Origin of the sequence: Solirubrobacter soli DSM 22325, from assembly GCF_000423665.1 — a bacterium.
In the GTDB taxonomy this organism is placed as follows: Bacteria; Actinomycetota; Thermoleophilia; order Solirubrobacterales; family Solirubrobacteraceae; genus Solirubrobacter; species Solirubrobacter soli.
Genome location: NZ_KE384070.1, coordinates 192,079 through 213,340 on the forward strand (window position 1 = coordinate 192,079; position 21,262 = coordinate 213,340).

Annotated in this window: 19 protein-coding genes; 12 read left to right on the forward strand and 7 right to left on the reverse strand. The window is 71.7% G+C overall.

Features of this window, described 5'->3' with window-relative positions; translation table 11 throughout:
* Positions 1–53: 53 nt before the first annotated feature.
* The gene (locus G569_RS63270) at positions 54–1,355 is read right to left on the reverse strand and encodes an NlpC/P60 family protein (RefSeq protein ID WP_157592501.1); all 1,302 of its coding nucleotides are present in this window, start codon (positions 1,353–1,355) and stop codon (positions 54–56) included.
* A gap of 87 nt (positions 1,356–1,442) precedes the next feature.
* Here G569_RS63270 and G569_RS0133830 point away from each other — a divergent pair, with 87 nt between their 5' ends.
* From G569_RS0133830 to G569_RS0133845, 4 genes are read left to right on the forward strand one after another with little or no spacing between them, the layout of a single operon-like run.
* Positions 1,443–2,177 carry a hypothetical protein gene (locus G569_RS0133830; RefSeq protein WP_028066700.1) on the forward strand — a complete coding sequence of 245 codons (735 nt, stop codon included), beginning with the start codon at positions 1,443–1,445 and terminating at the stop codon, positions 2,175–2,177.
* 51 nt (positions 2,178–2,228) lie between these two features.
* Positions 2,229–2,783 (forward strand): FHA domain-containing protein, encoded by a 555-nt coding sequence (locus G569_RS64910; RefSeq protein WP_053227379.1) that lies wholly within the window; start codon positions 2,229–2,231, stop codon positions 2,781–2,783.
* On the forward strand, positions 2,780–4,792 hold the full coding sequence (locus G569_RS59560) for a CHASE2 domain-containing serine/threonine-protein kinase (protein WP_053227380.1): 2,013 nt from the start codon (positions 2,780–2,782) through the stop codon (positions 4,790–4,792). The genes G569_RS64910 and G569_RS59560 overlap by 4 nt, the downstream gene beginning before the upstream one ends.
* On the forward strand, positions 4,793–5,473 hold the full coding sequence (locus G569_RS0133845; RefSeq protein WP_053227381.1) for an FHA domain-containing protein: 681 nt from the start codon (positions 4,793–4,795) through the stop codon (positions 5,471–5,473).
* On the opposite strand, the gene G569_RS0133850 is transcribed toward G569_RS0133845, so the two are convergent.
* Positions 5,452–5,865, reverse strand: coding sequence for a hypothetical protein (locus G569_RS0133850; protein ID WP_028066702.1), 414 nt, complete (start codon positions 5,863–5,865; stop codon positions 5,452–5,454). The two genes, G569_RS0133845 and G569_RS0133850, sit on opposite strands and share 22 nt — an antisense overlap.
* Positions 5,866–5,925: 60 nt before the next feature.
* Between G569_RS0133850 and G569_RS0133855 the strand changes: the two genes are divergently transcribed.
* Positions 5,926–6,726: a helix-turn-helix domain-containing protein gene (locus G569_RS0133855; RefSeq protein WP_053227382.1), complete on the forward strand. Its 801-nt coding sequence runs from the start codon at positions 5,926–5,928 to the stop codon at positions 6,724–6,726.
* Between the two features lie 220 nt (positions 6,727–6,946).
* On the opposite strand, the gene G569_RS0133860 is transcribed toward G569_RS0133855, so the two are convergent.
* On the reverse strand, positions 6,947–7,450 hold the full coding sequence (locus G569_RS0133860) for a hypothetical protein (RefSeq protein ID WP_157592502.1): 504 nt from the start codon (positions 7,448–7,450) through the stop codon (positions 6,947–6,949).
* Between G569_RS0133860 and G569_RS0133865 the strand changes: the two genes are divergently transcribed.
* Positions 7,418–9,466 carry an ATP-binding protein gene (locus G569_RS0133865; RefSeq protein WP_157592503.1) on the forward strand — a complete coding sequence of 683 codons (2,049 nt, stop codon included), beginning with the start codon at positions 7,418–7,420 and terminating at the stop codon, positions 9,464–9,466. The genes G569_RS0133860 and G569_RS0133865 overlap by 33 nt on opposite strands.
* 136 nt (positions 9,467–9,602) lie before the next feature.
* Here G569_RS0133865 and G569_RS53815 read toward each other — a convergent pair whose 3' ends face one another.
* Positions 9,603–10,877, reverse strand: coding sequence for a branched-chain amino acid ABC transporter substrate-binding protein (locus G569_RS53815; RefSeq protein WP_053227383.1), 1,275 nt, complete (start codon positions 10,875–10,877; stop codon positions 9,603–9,605).
* Positions 10,878–10,986: 109 nt separating this feature from the next.
* On the opposite strand from G569_RS53815, the gene G569_RS0133875 reads away from it, so the two are divergent.
* Positions 10,987–12,141: an acyl-CoA dehydrogenase family protein gene (locus tag G569_RS0133875; RefSeq protein WP_028066706.1), complete on the forward strand. Its 1,155-nt coding sequence runs from the start codon at positions 10,987–10,989 to the stop codon at positions 12,139–12,141.
* Here G569_RS0133875 and G569_RS66570 read toward each other — a convergent pair.
* Positions 12,116–12,292, reverse strand: coding sequence for a DUF6855 family protein (locus tag G569_RS66570; RefSeq protein WP_371683504.1), 177 nt, complete (start codon positions 12,290–12,292; stop codon positions 12,116–12,118). The genes G569_RS0133875 and G569_RS66570 overlap by 26 nt on opposite strands.
* Positions 12,293–12,543: 251 nt before the next feature.
* On the opposite strand from G569_RS66570, the gene G569_RS0133880 reads away from it, so the two are divergent.
* The 4 genes from G569_RS0133880 to G569_RS0133895 are packed head-to-tail and all read left to right on the forward strand — an operon-like array spanning position 12,544 to position 19,504.
* Positions 12,544–15,636 carry an alpha-L-rhamnosidase C-terminal domain-containing protein gene (locus G569_RS0133880; protein ID WP_157592504.1) on the forward strand — a complete coding sequence of 1,031 codons (3,093 nt, stop codon included), beginning with the start codon at positions 12,544–12,546 and terminating at the stop codon, positions 15,634–15,636.
* Positions 15,636–16,409, forward strand: a complete 774-nt coding sequence (locus tag G569_RS53820; protein ID WP_037501118.1) for a DeoR/GlpR family DNA-binding transcription regulator — start codon at positions 15,636–15,638, stop codon at positions 16,407–16,409. The genes G569_RS0133880 and G569_RS53820 overlap by 1 nt, the downstream gene beginning before the upstream one ends.
* A gap of 18 nt (positions 16,410–16,427) precedes the next feature.
* On the forward strand, positions 16,428–19,076 hold the full coding sequence (locus G569_RS0133890) for a helix-turn-helix transcriptional regulator (protein ID WP_169542301.1): 2,649 nt from the start codon (positions 16,428–16,430) through the stop codon (positions 19,074–19,076).
* Positions 19,077–19,093: 17 nt separating this feature from the next.
* The gene (locus G569_RS0133895; protein WP_028066709.1) at positions 19,094–19,504 is read left to right on the forward strand and encodes a GFA family protein; all 411 of its coding nucleotides are present in this window, start codon (positions 19,094–19,096) and stop codon (positions 19,502–19,504) included.
* Here G569_RS0133895 and G569_RS0133900 read toward each other — a convergent pair.
* Together G569_RS0133900 and G569_RS0133905 are read right to left on the reverse strand one after the other, a co-directional pair.
* On the reverse strand, positions 19,495–20,283 hold the full coding sequence (locus G569_RS0133900) for an HAD family hydrolase (RefSeq protein ID WP_028066710.1): 789 nt from the start codon (positions 20,281–20,283) through the stop codon (positions 19,495–19,497). The genes G569_RS0133895 and G569_RS0133900 overlap by 10 nt on opposite strands.
* Before the next feature lie 81 nt (positions 20,284–20,364).
* A complete protein-coding gene (locus G569_RS0133905; protein ID WP_028066711.1) occupies positions 20,365–20,727 on the reverse strand; it encodes a hypothetical protein in 363 nt (120 codons plus the stop codon).
* Positions 20,728–20,830: 103 nt separating this feature from the next.
* Here G569_RS0133905 and G569_RS0133910 point away from each other — a divergent pair, with 103 nt between their 5' ends.
* Positions 20,831–21,211, forward strand: coding sequence for a hypothetical protein (locus tag G569_RS0133910; RefSeq protein WP_028066712.1), 381 nt, complete (start codon positions 20,831–20,833; stop codon positions 21,209–21,211).
* Positions 21,212–21,262: the final 51 nt, after the last annotated feature.

The window sequence follows — 21,262 nt, forward strand, 5'->3', positions numbered from 1 at the left end:
GAGCCGGGCCGAACGGCCGGCAAGGGAGCTCAGGTGCACGCCGCGTGCACCTCTCAGCAGAGCGGGACGGCGGGGTCCACGAACGGGGTTCCCTGCAGGCTGCCGCTCGTCTGGCCGTTGTTGTAGAACGCGTCCGCTGACGCGTAGAAGCCGTTGTTCCACGGCGCCGACGCGATCCGGTACCACCATGTGTTGCCGTCGGCCACGCGGAAGCCCTGCACCTTGCAGGCGACGTTCACGGTCTGGTTGCTCGCGATCGTCGCGCCCTCGGTGCCGCCCGCGTTCGCGTAGTCCGTCCACGTGTGCGTCACCCCGCCCGTGGTCTCGGGGTACGTGGCGCCGGGCGTCGGCACGGGGCTCGTGGGGGTGGGCGTGGGAGCCGGGGAGACCGGCGTGACGTTGTCGATCGCGAACACGCGCGCGTCGCGGTTCCCGGTCTGCGTGCCCTGGCCGTCGACGACGATCGCCTCGATCTTGACCGTGCCCCAGTCGGGTTGGCTCTGGTCGGGGATGGTGCGGCTGTCGAACGCCAGCTCCCACACGCCCGGGGCGCTCATCGGCGTGGCGTTGCCCAGGAAATGCCAGGCGCGCGTGGTGGCGTCGCGCGGGTTCGAGGCGTAGTACGCCCGCAGGCCGACCGCCGCGACGTCGCCCGCCGTCGTCACGTAGACGTTCGCCTGCCCGCTCAGCGTCGCGCCCGCCGCGGGACCGGTGATCTGCACCGAGATCCCGGGCTTGGGCGGCGGCACGAGCTCGTTCTCGTCGAGCCCGGGCCAGTCCGCCGGTGCGTTGGTCCACCCGAGGTAGAGGTGCTTCCAATAGCGGCCGCGGGAGATGTCGGTCACGGTCACCCGGTTGAGCGCCGAGATCATCTTGCCCTTGCCGAGCGCGAGGCCGACGTGCCCGTACTTGCGGTTGGTGCTGTCGGCCTTGAAGTACAGCAACGCGCCAGGCGGCGCCTTCTTCATGTTCTTCCAGCCGCGCTCGAGGTCCATCGCCTTCGCGGCGATCGCCGCCGTGTCGAAGAGTCCCTTCGTGCCGTAGGCCTCTTCGACGAACCGCTCGCAGCGCCACGGGTACTGGGTCGAGCCCATCCGCCCGCGCGCCCACTCGACCGCCCGCTCGCGATCCTCCGCCGGGCGCGGGCCGCCGCCGTAGCCGCCGCCGCTCTCGATCGGGCGGCCGCGCGCGCCGTCCTGGTCGGGCGCGTTCTTGGGCCGCTTCGCGGCCTTCGGGATCGGGATGCAGCCCTTCGGCTTGTGGCCGGCCTTGCAGTAGGTCCGGTCGGCCGCGGAGGCCGCGGGCGAGCCGAAGGCGAGGGCGAGCAGGAGCACCGCGGCGAGGGTTGCACCCACGCACGGCAATCGAACAAGACGAACGGTGTGCGCGACGTGCACTCAATGCGCAGCATAACCTGGTCCGCGGGGGTCGATGCTAGGGACGTGTCCGCTCAACTCGTCGGGATTCCCAGGCGCTTTCGCCACGCGATCGCGCTGCTCCTCACCGCGCCGGCGCTCCTGGCCGCCGCGCACAGTGCGTACGCCATCAGCGCCGCGCCGTCACCGGCTTCGATCTACTTCTCGCCTTACGAGGCGGGCAGCCACGAGCTGAACGACCGCTCGGCGCTGGGCCTCGCGCGGGGGTCGTGGTGGAGCTCGGGTTGCGCGCCCGGCGCCGCGGGGGCGGCCCGCTCGGCCGCGGGTGGACGTCCGATCACGACCGTCGCCGGTTGGAGCCTCGGGCGCGTGGGCGTGCTGCGCTACCTCGCGGCGGCATCCGACGACGAGCTGCGCCGGGTCAACTACGTGCTTCTGATCGACCCCGGCACCTACGACGAGCTCTCCTGCGACCGCCAGATCGGCGGCGGGGCGGCGCTCGCGCGGTGGCTCACGGTCAATCAGAACGCCCACCTGGCCGTGATCTCGACCACCGAGGTGAGCCAGAAGCAGCGTTCGAAGGGCATTCAGGAGAGCTACTTCAACGACATCCGCAACCAGTCGGTCCCGCCGCGGGTGAACCTGCGTCCCCGGGTGCTGACCTGCAACTACTCGATGACGCACCAGCAGGCGTTCAGTACCGCCCAGTACTGGATCCAGCACGGCATCGGCACTGATTCGTGCCCGACGCTGCGCACCGGCTCCCGGTCCTTCCCGCCCTCGGCCGCCTGGCATCCCTAGGCGCCGGATTGCGCGACGGATCCACATTGGATAGGTTCGCCGGACACGTCGATGTCAATCGTTGCGAGCCTCACCGCGCCGGGTGCGATCTCCGGGGTCGCGTTGCGCCCGGAGTCGGCGCCGCTGCTCATGGGCCGGGCACCCGGGGCGGACATCGTGCTGGACGATCCGACCGTCTCCCACGTCCACGCGCAGCTCTCGTGCGAGGGCCGGGGGTGGGTGCTGGCCGATGACGGGCGCTCGCGCAACGGGTGCTTCGTGAACGGTCAGCGCGTCCGCGAGCCGCGGCCGCTGCGCGACGGCGACCGGGTCCGGCTGGGGAACGCCGAGCTGGTCTTCCGCGCGCCGCGGCGCGGGTCACGCGCGCGGCCGCCCGGGGCGCCGCCGCTGCATCGTCAGCTGCTGATGGAGCTCGCGCGCCCGCTGCGCGAGCAGCCGCGGGGGCTGCCGTGCACGGACACCGAGCTCGCGCAGCGGCTCGGGATGACGATCGTGGCGGCGCGCAACGCCGTGCGTGAGCTGTGCGTGTGGTACGGGATCGCCGATCCCGATCCGTGGCGGGCGCGGTCGCGGCTGGCCAAGGCGGGACTGGGGCTCGGAGGATGAGGCGCGGCTGGTTCATGCTGCTGGCGGGCGTGCTCGCCGCCCTCGTCGGAACGGGCGTGCACGCGGTGGCGCGCGGCGTCGAGCACACGACGGTCGACTGGCGCTACCAGGTCCGCGGTGACCGCGCGCCCGCGCCGGACGTCGCGATCGTGGCGATCGATCCCGACACCGGACGCGCGTTCGGCGAGCGCCTGCCGCCGACCCGCGACCAACAGGCGGCGGTCGTCCGCAACCTCACCGCCGCCGGCGCGCGGGTGATCGCGTACGACCTCGTGTTGAAGGGCGTGACCGAGCCCGACCCGGATGACGCCATCGTCGCCGCACTCGACGCCAGGAACACGGTCCTCGCCGTCAACGCGTACGACTCCCAGGGGACCCCGGAGGACCTGATCGCCGGGATCGGGGACTTCGCGGACTCGGACGTCGTGCCGGGGAACATCAACCGCCTGCCGGTGACGGACGAGGGCAGCTGGATCCGCTTCACGCCCGCGATCGGTCCGCTCGACAGCTTCGCGTACGCGGCGGCGAAGGCGTTCAGCGGGCGCCGCATGGCGTTCGACGAGCGTGCGCTGATCGACTTCCGCGGGCCCGCGGGCACGCTTCGCCCGCTGTCGTTCGCTGACGTTCACGACGGGAACTTCGACCCCGCGTCCGTGCGCGGGAAGGTCGTCGTGATCGGTGTCACCGCGCCCGAGTTCCACGACCAGCACGACACGCCGTTCGGCCGGATGGACGGCGTCGAGCTGCAGGCCAACGCGATCGCCACCGCGCTCGACGGCTTCCCGCTGCGTACGGTCGGCAACGCCACGACGCTGCTGCTCGCCGCGCTGATGCCGCTCGTCGCGCTGGCACTGGGCCGACGCCGGAGCGGCGCGGGATCGCTCGAGCTGCTCGGCGCCGGCGTCGCGTCGATCGCCCTCTGGGCGGTGGCCGCGCAGCTCGCGTTCAACGCGGGATACGTCGTCGCGTTCGTGCCCGGCGCCGCGGCGCTGGCGACGGCGACCGCGCTGCTGTGGGCGAGGGCGTCCGCCGAGGAACGCCGCCGCCTGACCGAGCTGCGCCGGCGCTTCGCCGACGGCGAGACCGAGCTCATCTCGCGCGTCGTCTCGTCCCAGCCGGGCGACGAGGTCTACGACCTCAAGTTCGTCGGCGGCTACCAGCTGCAGCTCCCGATCGGGTCCGGTGGCATGGGGGTCGTCTGGCGGGCGAAGGAGCCGGACCTGGAGCGCGAGGTCGCGGTCAAGGTGATCCGCGAGCGGCACGCGCTGAACCCTGGCTACCGCGCACGGTTCCTGCGCGAGGCCCGCAGCGCGGCGATGGTCGAGCACCCGTACGTCGTGCCGATCTACCACGTCGGCGGCGACGGCGGGAGCATGTACATCGTGATGCGCCTGATCGACGGGTACACGTTGCGCGACCGGCTGCGCGAGCGCGGGCGGATGGAGCTCGGCGAGGCCGCGGCGCTGCTGCACCGGATCGCGGGCGCGCTGGACAAGATCGGCAGGGCCGGGATCGTGCACCGTGACATCAAGCCGGAGAACATCCTGCTCGCCCACGAGGACCCCGGCCATCCGTACCTCACGGACTTCGGCATCGCCGCGCCCGCGGCCAGCGGGCCGGTCGCGGGCGGACAGGCGGGGACGTTCGCCTACATGGCGCCGGAGCAGATCGCCAACCGCGACCTCTCGCACGCGACCGACATCTACGCCCTCGGCGCCGTCCTGTTCCACTGCGTGACCGGATCGACCCCGTTCCCGTTCGTCGACCAGGACGACGTGCTGGTCGCGCACGCGACCAAGGCGCGGCCGAAGGCGTCGGACGTCAACCCCACCCTCCCCGTCGCGCTCGACGGTCTGATCGAGCAGGCGATGGCGATCGACCCGGCGGAGCGCTTCCGCGCCGCCACCTCGTTCACCCAGGCGGTGCTCGACATCGTCCCCGACGAGCCGACCGCCGATGACGCCGACGACGACCCCGATCCCGCCCCGCGGCCGACGCAGCCGGTCTAGATGGATCCGTTCGACCCGCACACGTCCACGCCCGAGGAGCTCGTCCGCCGGAACGAGCTCGACCGCAGCGGCACCCCGTACCTGGCCTGGCGTGGCCCGGAGGGGGATCTGCGGATCTTCGAGCTCGACCCAGAGGACGCCGACGATGTCACGATCGGCGCCAATGCGGCGTGCACGATCGTGCTCGAGTGGGACGACAAGGTCTCGCGGCTGCACGCCGAGGTCGGCCGGCGCGGGGGTGACTGGTTGATCGTCGACGACGGGCTCTCACGCAACGGGACCTACGTCGGGGGTGAGCGCATGTCTGGCAGGCGCCGCCTGCGCGACGAGGACCGGATCGTCGTCGGCGCGACGATCGTGGCCTTCCGCGCAGGCGAAGCCCACGAGCGCGAGACCCAGGTCACGGACGGCCATGTCGGCCGCGGCGACCTCACCGCGATCGAGCTGCTGGTGCTGCAGCGGCTGTGCGCGCCGCTCGTGCTCGAGGGCGCGGACGAGCCCATGACCAACGAGGACATCGCCAAGGACATCCACTACTCACTGGACGGCGTCAAGCGCGGGATGACCCGGCTGTTGCGGAAGTTCGACATCACCGAGCGGCCGCAGCGCCGGCGGCTCGCGAAGCGTGCGATCGCGACCGGGATCGTGAGCCGCTCGGACTATCCGACCACGAACGCGTAGTCGCGCTCGATCCGGCCGTCCGCGGCGAGGGCCAGGAAGTTCAGCCCGACGGCGACCACCTCGCCCCCCGCGACGGCCTCCCAGTGGAACTTGACGACGTCGCCCACGCGGTCCGCGTCGTCGCGGCCGCGGAAGGTCATCCCCTCGGAGCCGACCCAGTGCTCGTAGGCGCTCGTCGCGCGAGCGAGGACCTGCTCATGGCCGCGCGCCTCGAGGTGCGCCGACAGGCCGATCCCGGGCCGCGCCGCGATCGCGCGGACCTCGTCCGGCGGCTGCAGGATGTAGCGCCCGTCCTCCGTGAACAGCTCGGCGACCATCCGCCGGCGCCGGTCGGCATCGGGCTCGTTCCAGAGGGCGATGTACTGCTCGATCAGCTCATGTGTGTGCGTCATGCGGCAACGGTCGCCGACCAGGCGCCGGGCGTCGATTACCTCTCGTGTAAGTTCATGCGGGTGGCCGTCCAGACCGAGCGGGAGCCTGAGACCGCCGGCGAGCTGATCCGGTTCTGGCGCACGCGCCGCGGTCTCAGCCAGCTCGAGCTGTCGCTGGACGCGAACGTCTCGACCAAGCACCTGAGCTTCGTCGAGACCGGCCGCTCCGCCCCGAGCCGCCAGCTGCTCGTCCACCTCGCCCAGCACCTCGATCTGCCGATCGGCGAGCGCAACCGGCTGCTGCTCGCGGGTGGCTTCGCGCCGCCCTATCTGGCGCTGCCGTACGACGGCGAGGTGATGCAGCCGCTGCGTGAGTCGCTCGCGCGGCTGCTCGCGGCGCACGAGCCGAACCCGGCCTTGATCGTCGACGGTCTCTGGAACCTGATCGAGTCCAACCGGGCCGCGTCGCTGCTCTGGGACGGCGTCGACCCGGAGCTCCTCGAGCCACCGATCAACCTGCTGCGCCTCGGCGTCCACCCGGGCGGCCTCCCGCGGATCTCGTCCATGACCGCGGCGTGCAACGCGCCGCTGATCCACCGGCTCAAGCGCAGGAGCCGCGACGACGCCGATCCCGCCCTCGCCGAGCTCATCGAAGAGGTCGAGTCCTACCTCCCCGACGAGCCGCCGGTCGCGCCCGCCACCCAGCCGGTGGTCTCGCTCAAGCTCCAGACCCGCGTCGGCGAGGTGGAGCTGTTCACGGTCATCGCCACCCTCGGCGCCCCGCTCGACGTCACCGCCGCCAACCTCGCGATCGAGACGTTCCTCCCGATGGACGCCGTGAGCGCGGCGAGGCTCGCCGCGCTCTCCGGCGACAGCGGGTGATCGGTTCGGTCGAATTCCGGCCAGGTTGCCGTGCCTCGAACACCCTCGCACTGTTCGAGTTGGCACGTTGGTGGGGTGCATCGATCCAGCGGCCTGACAGGGGTGGTGGACGGGGTGTAGGCGAGCGCCTTGGTGTACGTGCCGGTCCGCAGCACGTCGGTGCCTCCAGCAAGACGCTCACGTTCACGCTCGCCACGACGAGCCCGTGAGCTGACGCGCGTCACGGCGGGACGAGCCCGCGCAGCGTCCGGAGTCCCAGGTCGATTGCGGCGCGCGCATCGAGCAGGTCGTCCTCGGGAAGGACCGGAATCGGCGCTCCCGCGGGGCGGCGCCGGGCGCGTTCGGCGACGAGACGCTCGATTCGACGGAGGTGCTCGTGGGCCGCACAGGTATGCGCCCACGCGGCGTCAGGCAGCTCGGCGGCCAGGACCGCGCGGCCCTCCGCCCACGCCGAGCCGCGCAGTAGGCGGTTGTCGGGCGGATAGTGCTCCGCGTTGATCGCCGCCCCTAGGGCCTGCGCGGCGTCGACGAGGTCGTCGGCGACCAGTCGCGAAGCGCGCCGCACCTCGCGCTCGGTCCCGCGGCGCTCGGTGGCGCGCTCGCGTGATGCCTTACGCGAGTCCAGGAGCAGATTCGCGGTCACGGTGAGCAGGCCGCCGATGATGGCGCCGCACGCGCCGATGAGCGCTGCTTGGATCGGGGTCACCGTTGCAGCAGCGGTCATGAACATTCGCGAATCCTATTTCGGTGTGCGAGAAGGTCTCGACTGCTTGACATGTCCCACTCGATGGAGGTAGGACAAGGCCTGGATCCGACGATGTACGCCCCCGCTGGACCAGCCCTGCGCGTAGGCAGCGAATACACGGCCGTCGCCGGCCCTGATGGGCTTGCGCTGTCGCGCTACGTCGAGGGTCGTGACGGTGCGGTGGAGCTCCGGCCCCGGTCCAGCACCTCGTGGCGTCCGCGCTACGTTCACCTCGTCGGACGCGACCCCGAATTGGCGGTCGCGGAGCGGACCATCCAGGCTCGCCAGGTCGTCGAGTTCGCCGGCGAGCCGGGGGTCGGGAAGACCGCGCTGCTGCGCTCGGTCGCGAAGCACGTCGGTGATTCGGGACCGCCGGTCGTAAAGCCCGCGGCTGGGCCGCTCGACGACGTTCTGACGGCGTTGGTGCACCACTTCTGGGAGAGCGACGGGCGACCGTACGTCATCACGCCCGACCTGTGCGACGAGCTGCTCGCGGATGTCCAGGCAGTGGTGCTGCTCGACCAGCCGCCCTTCAACGAGGATGAGGTCCATGCGCTCCTCGACGCGGCCTCTCAGTGCGCGGTCGTGATCACGTCGCGCCGGCGGGTGCTGCGGGGGCGCGGGCTGCGCTCACAAACGCTGTCAGGTCTGGACGCCGACGCAGCGCTGGCACTGTTCGAGGAGGAGATGGGCGGGTCGCTCTCGCCGGAGGAATGCGACGACGCGCGCACACTCTGCGAGCTGCTGGGCGGGTTCCCGTGGCACATTCAACGCGCGGCCGGGCTTGTCAAGGACGGCGTCACGACGACGAACGAGCTGTTCGCGGCCGCGCGTGCCGCGGGCGCTGAAGGCCCGGCCCGCCAATGGCTCTCCGAGAAGCTCCTTCATCGACTCAACGAGGAGCAGTTGCGCGTGGTCGGCATGCTCGAACGGTTCGGCTGTCCGGTGCACCTCCGCCACTTCGCCGTTCTCGCGCAGTTGGACGACCCAGCAGCTGTGGTGGAGTCGTTGGAGGAACGCGGCATAATCGAAGCGCACAGCCCGGTCTACTCGCTGTGCGAGGGGCGGCTCCCGGCTCGCTCGAGGGTGGCGGACTCGTACCCGCTCGACGAAGCGCTCGAGTACCTCGGCGGGTGGGCGCACGAGCACCGCGAGCACACGGACCTGGTCGTCTCGGACGCGCCGTTGCTCGGCGCCGCACTCGGGCTCGCCGTCAAGCAGCGCCGACGGCCGCGCGAGGCGCTGCGCATCGCCCGCGCGCTCGACGCCGCGCTCTTCCCGGCGGGACGCTGGGCGGCCTGGGAGCTGGCGCTCCGTGCCGGGCGGGACGTGGCGCGCCAGTCCCGCAACGCATCCGCCGAGGCCTGGTTCCTGCACCAGGTCGGGACGCGCGCGCTGTGCCTGGGCGACCGGCGGCAAGCGATTCGCGACCTTCGCCGCGCGTACGCGATGCGCGAACGCGACGGCGATGAAAGCGGCGCCGCCACCACCTTGCAGAACCTCACCGTGGCGGGCGCGCGGCCCGGGCGCCGGTTGCGCGTGTCGCGGCGACGGCGCCCCATGGGGATCGGTGCCGCCGTGGCGGTCCCGGCCGGTCACGGCGGACGCGGCCGAGTCGCGACGGCCGGCGTGGCGGTCGCGAGCATGCTCGCCAGTGCCGCGGTCCTCTCGGTTCTCGTCCTCGGCGGGAGCTTGGTCCCTCGCTCGGCGCGAGCGATACCTCTGTCGGCCGCCGTGGCGTCGCGAGACAACGACGAGGCGATCGTGACGCTGCGCAACCGGTCCGAGGAGCCGCTCAACGTTGATGCGGTCACCGTCGCCAGACGCTTGGGAGCGAGGGTGGTCACGGCCGAAAGCTGCACGCGATTGCAGCCGGGTGCGACATGTGACGTTCGCGTGAGCACGCGGCGAGCTGACCACCTGAGAGCGCTGGAAGTCGCCGCCGACGGTCAGCCGCCGAGGGCTGTCCGCATCGAGGGCGCGCCCGAACGCTGAGCCCTGCAAAGGCGATCGCGACGTTGCACCCGCCGGATGAGTCCGCAGCGCGGTCAGCATGCGGACCGGGTCGGGCACGACCGCGTCACCGAGGTCACGGTCGTGCCGGAGTACGCTCGCGGTCTCAGCCGCGAAGCTAGGAGCCCTGTGCCTTGATCGTCTTGTCGAACTTCAGATTGCCGTCGGCGATCGAGTAGATGCCGTAGTCGGTGAGCGAGGTGTCACCGTTGGCGTCGATCGAGTAGGTGCCCAGCACAGACTTGCGGTCCTTGGTGGCGAAGAGCGCCTTGACGACGTCGGCCTTCTCGCCGGTCTTGGAGCGCGTGATCGCGTCGAGGGCGAGCGCCATCGTCTCGTAGCCGTAGATCGCGTACGGGTCGGGGTTCTGCTCGCCGTACTTCTCCGTGTAGGTCTTGAAGAACTCCTGCCCCTCGGGCGGGTACTGGTCGGGCGAGAGCGTCGCGATCGTGACCTTGGTGCGCTTGGCCACGTCGGCGGGGATGCCTTCCTTCGGGCTGGCGAACCCCGAGTCGGCGACGCCGTCGGGGCCGTAGAGCTTGGCGGTCGGCAGCGCGGCGGCGAAGTCCTTGAAGATCTGCGCCGCGTTGTTGGCCGTGATCCCGGAGAACACCATGCAGTCCGCACCCGCGGTCTTGGCCTTCTGCGCCAGCGAGCGGTAGTTGGCCGCGTTCTTGTCGGTCGCCTCGTTGGAGGTGATGGTCAGGCCCTGCGCCTCGGCCGAGGACTGGATGTTCTTGGCCAGGCCGGCGCCGTAGACCTCCTTGTCGTTGAGCAGCTGCACCTTCGTGCAGCCGTCCTCCTTCATCAGCGTCGCCAGCGCGGCGCCCTGGATCGTGTCCTTCGGGACGATGCGAGTGAACGTCCGCGTCCCGGTCGGGTAGTACTTGTCCGGCTCGCCGGGATTGGCACCGGGCTCGTCCGTCGTGAGGCCGACGGCGGTGTTGGACGGGCTGATCTGCGCGATGCCGGCCTCGTTGAGGATCGGGATCGACACGGCGCTTGCGCCCGAGTTGAACTCGCCGATGTAGGCCGCGGTCGACTTGTCCTGCGCCGCCTTGCGCGCGTTCGCCGAGGTCTGCTCCGGCGTCCAGTTGGCCGCCTGCGCGGTCGCGTCGTCCAGCGGGGTGTACGTGACGCTGATGTCACCCGCCTTCCCGCCCGCCTGCTCGAGCGCCAGCTTGGCGCCGTTGACCGCCGCCTCGGACTGCGCCCGCCCCGCGCCCTGGAGCGGGAACGAGGAGTAGACCGTGACCGACTTCGCGGCCGTCTTGGCCGAGTCGCTTCCGGACCCGCCCGTCGAAGCGTCGTCGTTGCCGTCGTCGCCGCATGCCGCCACCGAGAAGCCGAGTGCGACCACGACGCAGCCCGTGGCCGTGCGCGAACGTGACATCAGAGAACCCCCTCCGTCAGGGATCGGGAAGGAGCGAAATTATCAAATACGATCGATTTTATGGACTTTGCCCGAGCTCCCGGAAGTCCCTAGCCTCGGTCGCCAGCACGTGTCCGACCGCTCCTCATCGCCGATGCTCGACGCCGTCCGCCGGCTCGTCGACGACGTCGTGCTGCCGAACGTCGAGCGCTGGGACGAGGAGGACGTGCTGCCCGAGGAGGTGCTCGCACGGCTGGGGGAGCTCGGCGTCCCAGGGGCGCTCGTGCCCGAGGCGTACGGCGGCCGCGCGGTCGAAGTGGCCGTCATGGTCGATGTCTGGCGGACCCTCGCGCAGGGGTGGATCTCGATCACGGGCGCGGTGAACACGACGGCGCTGGCCACCGAGCTGCTCGTCCGCTACGGGACCGAGGCCCAGCGGGAGCGCTGGCTGCCGGGCATCGCCGCGGGTGACGTGTGGGCGTCGTTCTCGATCACCGAGCCGGGCGCGGGGAGCGATCTGCGCCGGATCGAGACGTGGGTCGAGCCGGCCGGCGACGGCCTCGTGATCACCGGCCGCAAGCGCTGGATCGCCGGCGGGTTCTCGTTCCCGCTCGCGTTCATGCTCGCCACCGTCAAAGGGCGGCTGCGGCCGTCGTGCATCCTGCTGCCGGCAGAGGGTCGCGGCAGCGCGACCTGGACGGTCGAGCCGTTGGAGAAGCTCGGCTACCGCGGGGTGGAGTCCGCGGCGTGGCGATTCGAGGGCCACCACGCGCGCGGCGCCGAGATCCTCGGCGGAGACGCCGGCGAGGGACAGGGCGCGCGGCAGATGCTGGACGTGCTGGCGGTCGGGCGGGTCAACGTCGCGTGCCGCGGGCTGGGGGTCATCGACCGGGCGCTGGCGTGCGCGCTCGACGAGGCCACCGGCCGCGGGATCGGCCGCGGCGTGCTCGGTGACCACAGCCACACCCAGCTGCGCATCGGCGAGATCCGCGGGCGCCAACTGGTGGTCGAGGCCGCGGTGCGCCGCGCCGCCGAGGCGATCGACGCCGGCGAGCCGGACGCGGCCGAGCGCGCCACCGCCGCCAAGACGACGGCCTCCGAGAGCGCGGTCTGGGCGGTCGAGCTGGCATCGCGCCTCGCTGCGAGCCGCTCCTACACCGGCGGCTCCGAGCTCACGCGTCTGCGCCGCGACGCGCCGCAGACGCAGATCGGCGAAGGGGCCAACGACGCGCTGCTGATCGCGGCCGGGAAGGCCGCGATCAAACACCACAAGGTCGCGGGGTAACGCGCATCCGGTTGTTGCGGGCGTTGTGCCCGACCTCGGCGAGCCCGGGCTCCTCGAGCACCGGCGGGACGTGCATCCTGAACCGACCGCGGTAGCCCGTGCGCAGCCGGTACCAGCCGCGAGCCGGGCGGGGTCTTGAGCGTCCACGGATCTTCTGTCGTGCCGTTCATGACCAAGGACTCGGGCCTGGTCACCGATCGCGCCGAGGGCACACGGCGTCTCTGGGCTGGGCCGGCGTCGCCGAGCACTTCCGGCGCGTCGCCGGAACGCGAGACTAGGGAAAAGCCCCGGCGCGAACGCGCGATTTGGCCTGTAGAACCTTCGCTTGGGGGCTGTTCTGGTCGAGTCGGGACGGAAACACGACGCAGGCGACCGCAGCCGAACACAACGCGAGGAGAGTTTGTGAAGGCTTCATCAGCAGCCGCCTGGTTGGCGGTCGCGCTGGCGGGTCTGGTCGCGGCGTCGCCGGCGCACGCCCAAGGCCCGGTCGAGTTGTCGCGCACGCCGATCCCTGAGAACGCGGCCTGGAAGAGCTACGTGCTCGGTACGGGCACCGCGGATGTGACACCGGTGCGGATCGCTTCGGTGTCCGGCTCGGTCACCAACGCGGAGGGTCTGGTCGACGCGTCGAAGGGACCCGCCACCCTGACCTACACGGCCGGCGGTCAGGCGCCGGTGATCATCCTCGACTACGGGCGCGAGGTCGGCGGCCTGCCGTTCTTCACGGCGGGCGCGGTCACGCCGGCCACCGGCACGTCGGTGACCTTGCGCAGCGCCTACAGCGAGACCCGCCAGTTCCTCTACACGGCGGGGAACACGACCCTGACGCTGCCCGCCGCGGCGGGTGACACCAACCTCAAGGTCGCCGGCGTCGGCAACTTCATCGTCGGCGACACGCTTCAGATCGGCTCACAGACCGCGACGATCAGCGCGGTCGGGACGCAGGCGCGCTCGACGACGCTGTTCGCGGCGGCCGCCGCCGGTGCCACCAACGTCAAGGTCGCCGCCACGACCGGCCTGGCCGCGGGCGACACGCTACTCGTCGATGGCGAGAGCGTGACGATCTCGGCCGTCGGCACGCAGGGCCGCGCGACGACGCTCTCGGCCGCCACGGCCGCGGGCGCGACCAACGTCAAGGTCGCGAGCGTGACCGGGATGGCGGCGGGCGATCCGATCGTCGTCGACGGCGAGTCGGGCACCATCCAGGCCGTCGGCACCAGCGGCGCCACCGGAACCGGCGTGACCCTCGCCGCTCCGCTGGCGAACGCACACGCCTCCGGCGCCGCGGTCCAGGACCTCGGCACGGGCGTCACGTTCGCGCCGGCGCTCACCGCGGCCCACGCGAGCGGCGCCCCCGTGATCGGCCCCGGCACCGGGATCACGATCTCCGCGCCGCTCACTGCCGCGCAGCCGGCGGGCACCAGCGTGCGCGGCACCCCGGGCACGCTCTCGGGCGATGCCAACGGGTTCAACGGCGTGGGCGTGGCCGCGAGCCGCGCCGAGAACTGGGTGTTCTCCGCGCCGGGGACGCTCGGCAACGCGGCGAACGCGATCCAGGGCGGCGAGCGTTTCCAGTCGCTCACGCTGACGACACCGGGAACGCTGCAGTTGAGCGCGGTCGGCATCCACGTCCGCTACCCCAATGCGGGCGCGAGCGACTACGTGGGCCACTTCCTGTCCAGCGACTCCAAGCTGAACAAGATCTGGTACCAGGGCGCCTACACCAACGACACCAACATGGTGCCGATCGGCGCGGTGCCGAACCAGACGATCCCGGTGATCCTCGACGGCGCCAAGCGCGACCGGCGGCCGTGGTCGGGCGATCTGGATCTGCAGGGCAAGACGATGTTCTCGAGCCTCGGGTTCGGCGCGAAGGGGTCGGACTACATCAAGGGCTCGATCCAGCTCTTCGGCGCCAGCCAGGCGGCCAACGGCTCGATCTTCGGCCACATCCAGGACTGGACGCGCAACCCGCCGGCGGGCGGCTTCTACTCGCTGAGCTACTCGATGTACTACGTGCTCAACCTGGCGTCGTACTACCTGTACTCGGGCGACCTGGACTTCGTGCGCTCCCAATACGCGATCGTGCAGCGTCAGATGGCGTACAACCGCGCGCTGGTCGATCCCACGAGCGGGCTGCTGATCTCCAACAGCTCGGAACGTGACTGGGACTTCTATGACGGCGGCAAGCCGGGCGCGGTGAGCGCGTACAACGCGATCTACTACAAGGCGCTGACCGACGCCGCGTACATGGCATCGGAGCTCGGCAACACGGCCGACGCGGCCACTTACGCCGCGCAGGCGGCCGACCTCAAGCAGCGCATCAACGCGACGCTGTTCGATGCCACCCGCGGCGTCTACAAACTCGCCGACCGCGACAACGCCAACCACCCTGGCAACTCGGTGCCGCAAGACGCCAACGCGGAGGCGATCAGCTTCGGCATCGCGCCCGCGAGCTCGCACACCGGCATCCTCAGCTGGCTGCGGACCAACCTGTGGGAGCCGTTCGGGCCGCAGCCGTACTCCGCGGACGCGAACTACTCGACGGTGATCAGCCCGTTCGTGACCGGCAAGGAGCTCGACGCCCGCTTCGCCGCCGGTGACACGCAGGGCGCACTGGACCTCACGCACCTGCTGTGGGACCAGATGACGGACGCGAACGGACCGTGGTACACGGGGGCGATGTGGGAGAAGCTCAACCGCGACGGCACCGACGTCGATGCCAACGCGAGCCTCTCGCACGGCTGGGCCACGGCTCCCACGCCCGCGTTGAGCCACTACGTGCTCGGCGTCCAGCCGGTGACGGCCGGCTTCAGGACGTGGCGTGTCGCGCCGCAGCCCGGTGACCTGCAGTGGGCGCAGGGCACCGTCCCGACGCCGCAGGGTCCGATCGTGTCGCGGTGGGCGCGGGGCAACGGCTCGTTCACGCTCACGGTGGACGCGCCGCAGGGCACGTCGGGCACGGTGCGCGTCCCGCTGTTCGGCCGCTCGCGCACGATCGCGATGGACGGCACGGTCGTGTGGCAGGACGGCGCCCCGCAGGGCGTCAGCGCTGTGGAGCGTGACGGTGCGGTCGAGTTCTCCGGCATCGCCGGCGCGCACACGTTCGCCTTCGGCACCGTCACCACGGACGTGCCGGGGACGGTCGGCGGCAGCGTCCCCGCAACGCTGAGCCTCACGCTCGGCGCTCCGGCGAGCTTCGGCCCGTTCACGCCGGGCGTGGCGAAGGACTACACCGCCGCGACGACGGCCAACGTGGTCTCGACCGCGGGTGACGCGGCGCTCAGCGTGAGCGACCCCGGCCACCTGACCAACGGCGCGTTCGCGTTGCCCGAGGCGCTGCGGGTGTCCTTCAGCAAGGCGAGCTGGACGGCTCCGGTCTCCAACGACCCGGTGACGATCACGTTCGCGCAGCACATCGGTGCCACCGACGCGCTGCGCACAGGGGCGTACTCGAAGACGCTGACGTTCACGTTGTCGACGACCACGCCGTGATGATCGCCGAAGCGCGCCGCGAGCAGATCAGGTCACTGCTGCTGGAGACGGGTGCGGTCACCGTCGGCCAGCTACAGGCGCGCTTCGGCGTCTCGCCCATGACCGCACGGCGGGACCTCGACGTCCTCGAGCGGCAGGGCAGCGCACGCCGGACCCACGGCGGCGCCGTCCTGCCGTCGCTGGCCGCGCCCGAGGACTCGTTCATCAAGCGGGTCGGCGTCGCCGCCGAGGCGAAGCTGCGCATCGCCGACGCGGCGTTCGCGCTGCTGCAGCCGCACGAGACGCTCTTCCTGGACTCGTCCTCGACGGCGTTCTTCCTCGCGCGGCGGATCGCCGAGGGAGGGACCGCCGTGCGCGTGCTCACCAACAGCGGTCCGGTGATGCAGGTACTGACCGCCTGTGACGACCCGCAGATCGAGCTGTACGTCGTCGGCGGCGCGCACCGGCGGCTCACCGGCTCCTTCGTCGGCCCGTCGGCGGTCCGGATGATCCGCGAGCACTTCGTCGATCGCGCGTTCCTGAGCGTGACCGGCATCGCCCGCCACCGCATCCTGACGGACGCGGACGGCCTGGAGGCGGCGGTCAAGCGGGCGATGATCGAGCAGGCGCGCGAGCCGGTCCTGCTGCTCGACGCCTCAAAGCTCGCGACCCATGGCAAGCACACGATCGCGCCGCTCTCGCAGATCTCGCTCGTCCTGGCCGACCAGCTCCACGGCGAGGACGCGCGGCGGCTGCGCGTCGACGGCGTGACGGTCCGGGACCTGAGCGCATGAGTTGTACAAGTGATGGCCGTGACCGTCTTCGTCAACCGCGTCCGCGAGCTCGACGTGCTGCAGCAGGCGTTCGCCGACGCGGCGGACGGCCGGTCACGGACGCTGATCGTCGAGGGTGAGAGCGGGATCGGCAAGACGACGCTGATCGAGCGCTTCCTCTCGGGGCTCGACGATGCGCACGTCGTGCGGGCGAGCGGCGACGCGACGGAGACCGACATCGAGTTCGCGCTCGCGGACCAGTTCCTGCGCGCCGCGCACGCGCGGGTCGCGGTGCTGGGTGAAGGCCATCTCGCGGTCGGCGTCGAGCTGTTGGAGGTGCTCAGCCGGGAGACGGTGAGCGTGGCGTTCGTCGACGACGCCCACCTTGCCGACGCCGCTTCGCTGCGTGCGCTGCTGTTCGCCGCGCGCCGGCTGACGGGCTGTCGCGCGCTCGTCATCCTCGCCGTCCGTTCCGCTGCGGTGCTGGCGGACGGGTGGACGAAGCTCGCGGCCGTGCTGCGCGTCGCGGAGCTGGGCTCGGACGACGTGCTCACGCTCGCGGGCGCGCTCGGCTTCGGTGTCACCGCGGACGCGGCTTCGCGGCTGCGCGAGCACACCGGCGGCAACCCGTTGCACGTCCGTGCCGTCCTGCACGCGCTCGGGGACGAGGAGGCGTGGCAGCACGAGCCGCGGCCGCTGCCCGCTCCCCGTTCATACGCGGAGCTCGTGCGCGAGCGGCTCGGCCGCTGCGCGCCCGCTGTCGCGGACCTGTTGTCGGCCGCGGCCGTGATCGGCGTGCGGGCGCCGCTGCACCTCGCGGCCGCGCTGGCGTCGCTGGATGCGCCGCTGGACGTGGTCGATGCGGCGTGCGAGACGGAGATGGTCGAGTTCGACGGCTCGGCACTCTCCTTCACGCACCCGCTCGCGCGCGCCGCGGTCTACGACGCCTTGCCGGCGGCGCGTCGAGCGGCCCTGAACGTGCGCGCCGCCTCGCTGGTTCCCGACACCCATGCGGCGCTCCGTCACCGGGTCGAGGCCGCGACGCTGCCGGACCCGTCGCTGGTCGCCGACCTCGAGGCGCACGCTCGCGAGGAACGTGCACGTGGAGCCTGGTCGGGCGCGATCGAGAGCCTGATCGCGGCCAGCCGCCTGAGCCCGGACCCCGGTGAGCGCGAGCGGCTCGCGCTGGACGCGATCGAGGCCACGATGTACTCCGGTGACGGGGCGGCCGCCCGCAGGCTCGCTTCGGGGGCGGAGTTCGCGGACGGCCCGCGCCGCGACAGCGTGCTCGCCTATCTGGCGATCTTCGCCGGTGACGTCGCCGAGGCGCAGCGGCTGTTGACACGGGCGTGGAGGGGCGATCGACGGTCGGCGGTGATCGCGATGCGCACGGCGTTCCTCGCCGCTTCGCGGTTGCGGGGCGGCTCGGCCGTCGAGTGGGCGGAGCGCGCGGTCGCGCTCGCGCCGGACGATCGCGGCCTCGGTCTGCTCGTCGCTCCGTCGCTGGCGATCGGCAAGAGCTACAGCGGCGATCGTGCGGGCGCCCACGCCGCCCTCGATCGCTGGCTGGACGACCCGTTGACCCCGGAGCGGGCAGGCGGCTACATCCTGCTCGCCATCAAGGGCTTCCTGCTGCTCGCGGAGGGTGACATCTTCGGCGCTCGGGCGGCGTTCGAGACCTCGGCGGCGGAGAGCCTGCGTCGCGGGCTGCTCGTCGTCGCCGCGCTGTCGCTGTCGGGGCTCACGCGGGTGCGGTACCTCGCCGGCGAGTGGGACGACGCCGTCGTCGCCGGAGAGCGCGCGATCGCGCTCGCGGTCGAGTCCGACGACCAGTGGGTGATCGCGCAGGCGCACTGGCGCGCCGGGCTCGTGCCGGCCGCGCGCGGCGACCTCGCGGTCGCGGCCGCCCATGTCGAGGCGATCGCGCAGCAGACGCCGACGTTCGAGCGGCACATCGCCGCGTCGCTCGTCGCTGCCGCTGGGCTTGCCGCGGCGCGCGAACGTCCCGCGGACGTGGTGGAGGCGCTCGATCGGTTGGAGGCACTTGGCGGCGACGGCGTCCACGATCCGGCGTTCCTGCCGTATCAGGGGTTGAAGGCGCACGCGCTCGTGGACCTCGGGCGCGGCGAGGCGTGGATCGCGGGAGCGCTGGAGTCGGCGCGGCGTCGGGCGAACCCGGTGCTGGAGGCGCAGCTGACGCACGCCGGTGCGCGGCTGGCATTCGCGCGGGGTGAAGCCGGCGCTGCGCTCGAGTCGTTGGTGCGCGCGCGCTCGCTGCTGGAGCCGCTCGGCGTCCCGTACGAGCTCGCGCTGGTCGAGCTGACCGAGGGCCAGGTGCGACGGCGCGTGGGGGAGCGCCGCGCGGCCGCCTCGCTGCTCACCGCCGCGCACGCGCGGCTGCTCGGGTGCCGCGCCGCTCCGGCGGTCAAGCGGTGCGAGCAGGAGCTGACCGCGTGCGGGCTCGCTCCGGCCGCCCGCAGCAGCCGCGACTACGCCGCGTTGACCCCGCAGGAGCTCGCGGTCGCGCGGCTGGTCGTGTCCGGCATGACCAACCGCGAGGTCTCCGGCGAGCTGATGATCTCCACCAAGACCGTCGAGTTCCACCTCGGGAAGATCTACGCCAAGCTCAAGCTCCGCTCCCGTTCCGAGCTCCGGGCGCGCGCTCGGGCGGACGAGATCGGGCTTTGAGGGGGGATGATGGAGCGATGCTTCCCATCACCGGTGGTTGCAACTGCGGAGCGGTGCGGTACGAGGTGACGGCGGCGTTGCTGGGCGCGAGCTACTGCCATTGCCGACGCTGCCAGCGCAGGTCGGGCGCGGCGGCCTCGCCGAGCGCCCACGCCGCGGCCGACGCGTTCGTCGTGGTCGCGGGCGACGACGTCCTGCGCTGCTGGAAGCCCGACGACGGCGGCGAGAAGTGGTTCTGCAGCGTCTGCGGGTCCTCCGTCTTCGCGCGCAACGACAAGCATCCCGAGTGGATCGGCGTGCGCATGGGGACCTTCGACGACGACCCGGGCGTCCGCCCGACGGTGCGGTCGTGGGTCGGTTCCGCCGCGCCGTGGGAGCCGATCCCGGACGACGGGCTCCCGCGGCACGTGGGCAGCCGCTACGGCTGATCGCTCAGGACCGATCCCAGCGCGGTCAGCGACGAGATCTCGACGACGACGTCGGAGCGGTCGGTGGTGCGGTTCGAGCGGTTGAGCCAGATCGCGTTGAGGCCGGCGGCTCGTGCCCCGTCCACGTCGCGCGTGAGGCTGTCGCCGATCATCGTCGTGGCGCCGCTGGTCGCGTTGAGCCGTGTCCGTGCGTGGGTGAACACCGCGGCGTCGGGCTTGGCGACGCCGAGATCGCCCGACACGACCACCGCGTCGAAGTAGTGGCTCAGCCCCGAGGCGGCGAGCTTGTCGCGCTGCAGGCACGAGGCGCCGTTCGTGACGAGCGCGAGCGCGTAGGACTCGCGCAGGTCGTCGAGCGTGGGCGTGACGTCGTCGAAGACCTGGTGGCGTGCGCGGCGCTCGGTGATGAACCGGTCGCCGAGCTCGGCGGCCAGCGAGCTGTCGTCGATGCCTTGGTCGGCGAGCGCGAGCCTCCAGGCCTCGCGGCGGTACGTCGGAGCCCAGGTCCGCAGGGCGCGCACGTCCGGCGCTTCTCCCTCGAACCGGCACCACAGACCCTCCCACGAGCTGATGCCGACCCGCCGGCAGAACGGATGGGTCGGCGCCGCGTACCACAGCTCGCGGGCACGGGCACGCGCGGCGAGCGCCAACGCCGCGGCGTCGACGTCATGGCGCGCGGCGGCAGCGGCGGCACGTGCGGTCGCGTCGAACGCCGCGACGGCCGCGGGCTCCTCGACCATCAGCGTGTCATCGAGGTCGAACAACAGCGCGCGCGTCACGGGAGGTGAACGCTAGCGCGCGATCGGCGCGGCGCCGGCGCCCGCCTGCACGGCCGGCCGGCCACGCCGCCGGTAGCGCCCTCAGCCGTCCGCTCGATACGTCGCGGTCAGCGCGATCTCCCCGACGATGTGGTCGTTGAACTCCTCGAGCTGCTCGGCGGGGAACCACAGCTCGTCGATCCCGGCGCCGCCGACCCTCTGTGGCGGGAACCGCGCGAGGTACTCGGCCTCGACCTCGAAGCGGAGCACGTGCCCGACGCGGCCCGAGCCCGCGTCCTTCGCGTTCCAGTCGCGCGCGATCTTGGTCGCGTACTCCTCGTTGAGGACGGGATAGAAGATCGGCTGACCGGTCAGACGCGGCGGAAAGCGCTTCCAGCCACTCTCGGCGATCAGCTCGAGCTCGCGCTGGCCGACAGGCCGCCAGAGAGTCGTCGTCGCGCTCATGAGTGGGTGAGCCTCCCAGAAGGAGCGGATCGTTGGCGTCGTCGATCCGGCGCTTGCTCGAGCGCCGGTCAACGGTCCTACATTGGTGTCTGTGATCGGGTATATGCGGGGCCGCGCCATCATCGGCGCGGTCGCGGCGACATCGATGGTTTGGGTCAGCGTGGCGAGTGCGGCGCCGTATTCGGGCCTCAAACACGCGTGCAAGTACACGTACGGCGTGGGCGACTATCAGAGTGTCAGCTACGACGGGCACACGAATTGTGCGGAGGCCGGCGGCCTCATCGACAACGTCACCGACGAGGGACGGCGCAAGCCGAAGGTGGGCACCCGGACGGGACACACGCCGCATGGGACGTGGCGCTGTACGACGATCCGTCGTCGTGAGGTGCACGGCGTGATCGAGTCGACGCATCGCATCACGTGCTCCTTGAAGGACGATCCGCGCGGGCGGCCGGCTCGCGTGCGGTTCTTCTACGAGTCCTAGCCGCGCCCGCACTTCAAGCGTAGCGCCACCTGGGGGGCTTGATTCAAGCCC

Coding starts and splice junctions, on each gene's coding strand:
- G569_RS53815 (WP_053227383.1), bottom strand. CDS start 10,877: ATGTCACGTTCGCGCACGGCCACGGGCTGCGTCGTGGTCGCACTCGGC.
- G569_RS64910 (WP_053227379.1), top strand. CDS start 2,229: ATGTCAATCGTTGCGAGCCTCACCGCGCCGGGTGCGATCTCCGGGGTC.
- G569_RS0133845 (WP_053227381.1), top strand. CDS start 4,793: ATGGATCCGTTCGACCCGCACACGTCCACGCCCGAGGAGCTCGTCCGC.
- G569_RS0133850 (WP_028066702.1), bottom strand. CDS start 5,865: ATGACGCACACACATGAGCTGATCGAGCAGTACATCGCCCTCTGGAAC.
- G569_RS0133860 (WP_157592502.1), bottom strand. CDS start 7,450: ATGACCGCTGCTGCAACGGTGACCCCGATCCAAGCAGCGCTCATCGGC.
- G569_RS59560 (WP_053227380.1), top strand. CDS start 2,780: ATGAGGCGCGGCTGGTTCATGCTGCTGGCGGGCGTGCTCGCCGCCCTC.
- G569_RS0133905 (WP_028066711.1), bottom strand. CDS start 20,727: ATGAGCGCGACGACGACTCTCTGGCGGCCTGTCGGCCAGCGCGAGCTC.
- G569_RS0133910 (WP_028066712.1), top strand. CDS start 20,831: ATGCGGGGCCGCGCCATCATCGGCGCGGTCGCGGCGACATCGATGGTT.
- G569_RS53820 (WP_037501118.1), top strand. CDS start 15,636: ATGATCGCCGAAGCGCGCCGCGAGCAGATCAGGTCACTGCTGCTGGAG.
- G569_RS0133895 (WP_028066709.1), top strand. CDS start 19,094: ATGCTTCCCATCACCGGTGGTTGCAACTGCGGAGCGGTGCGGTACGAG.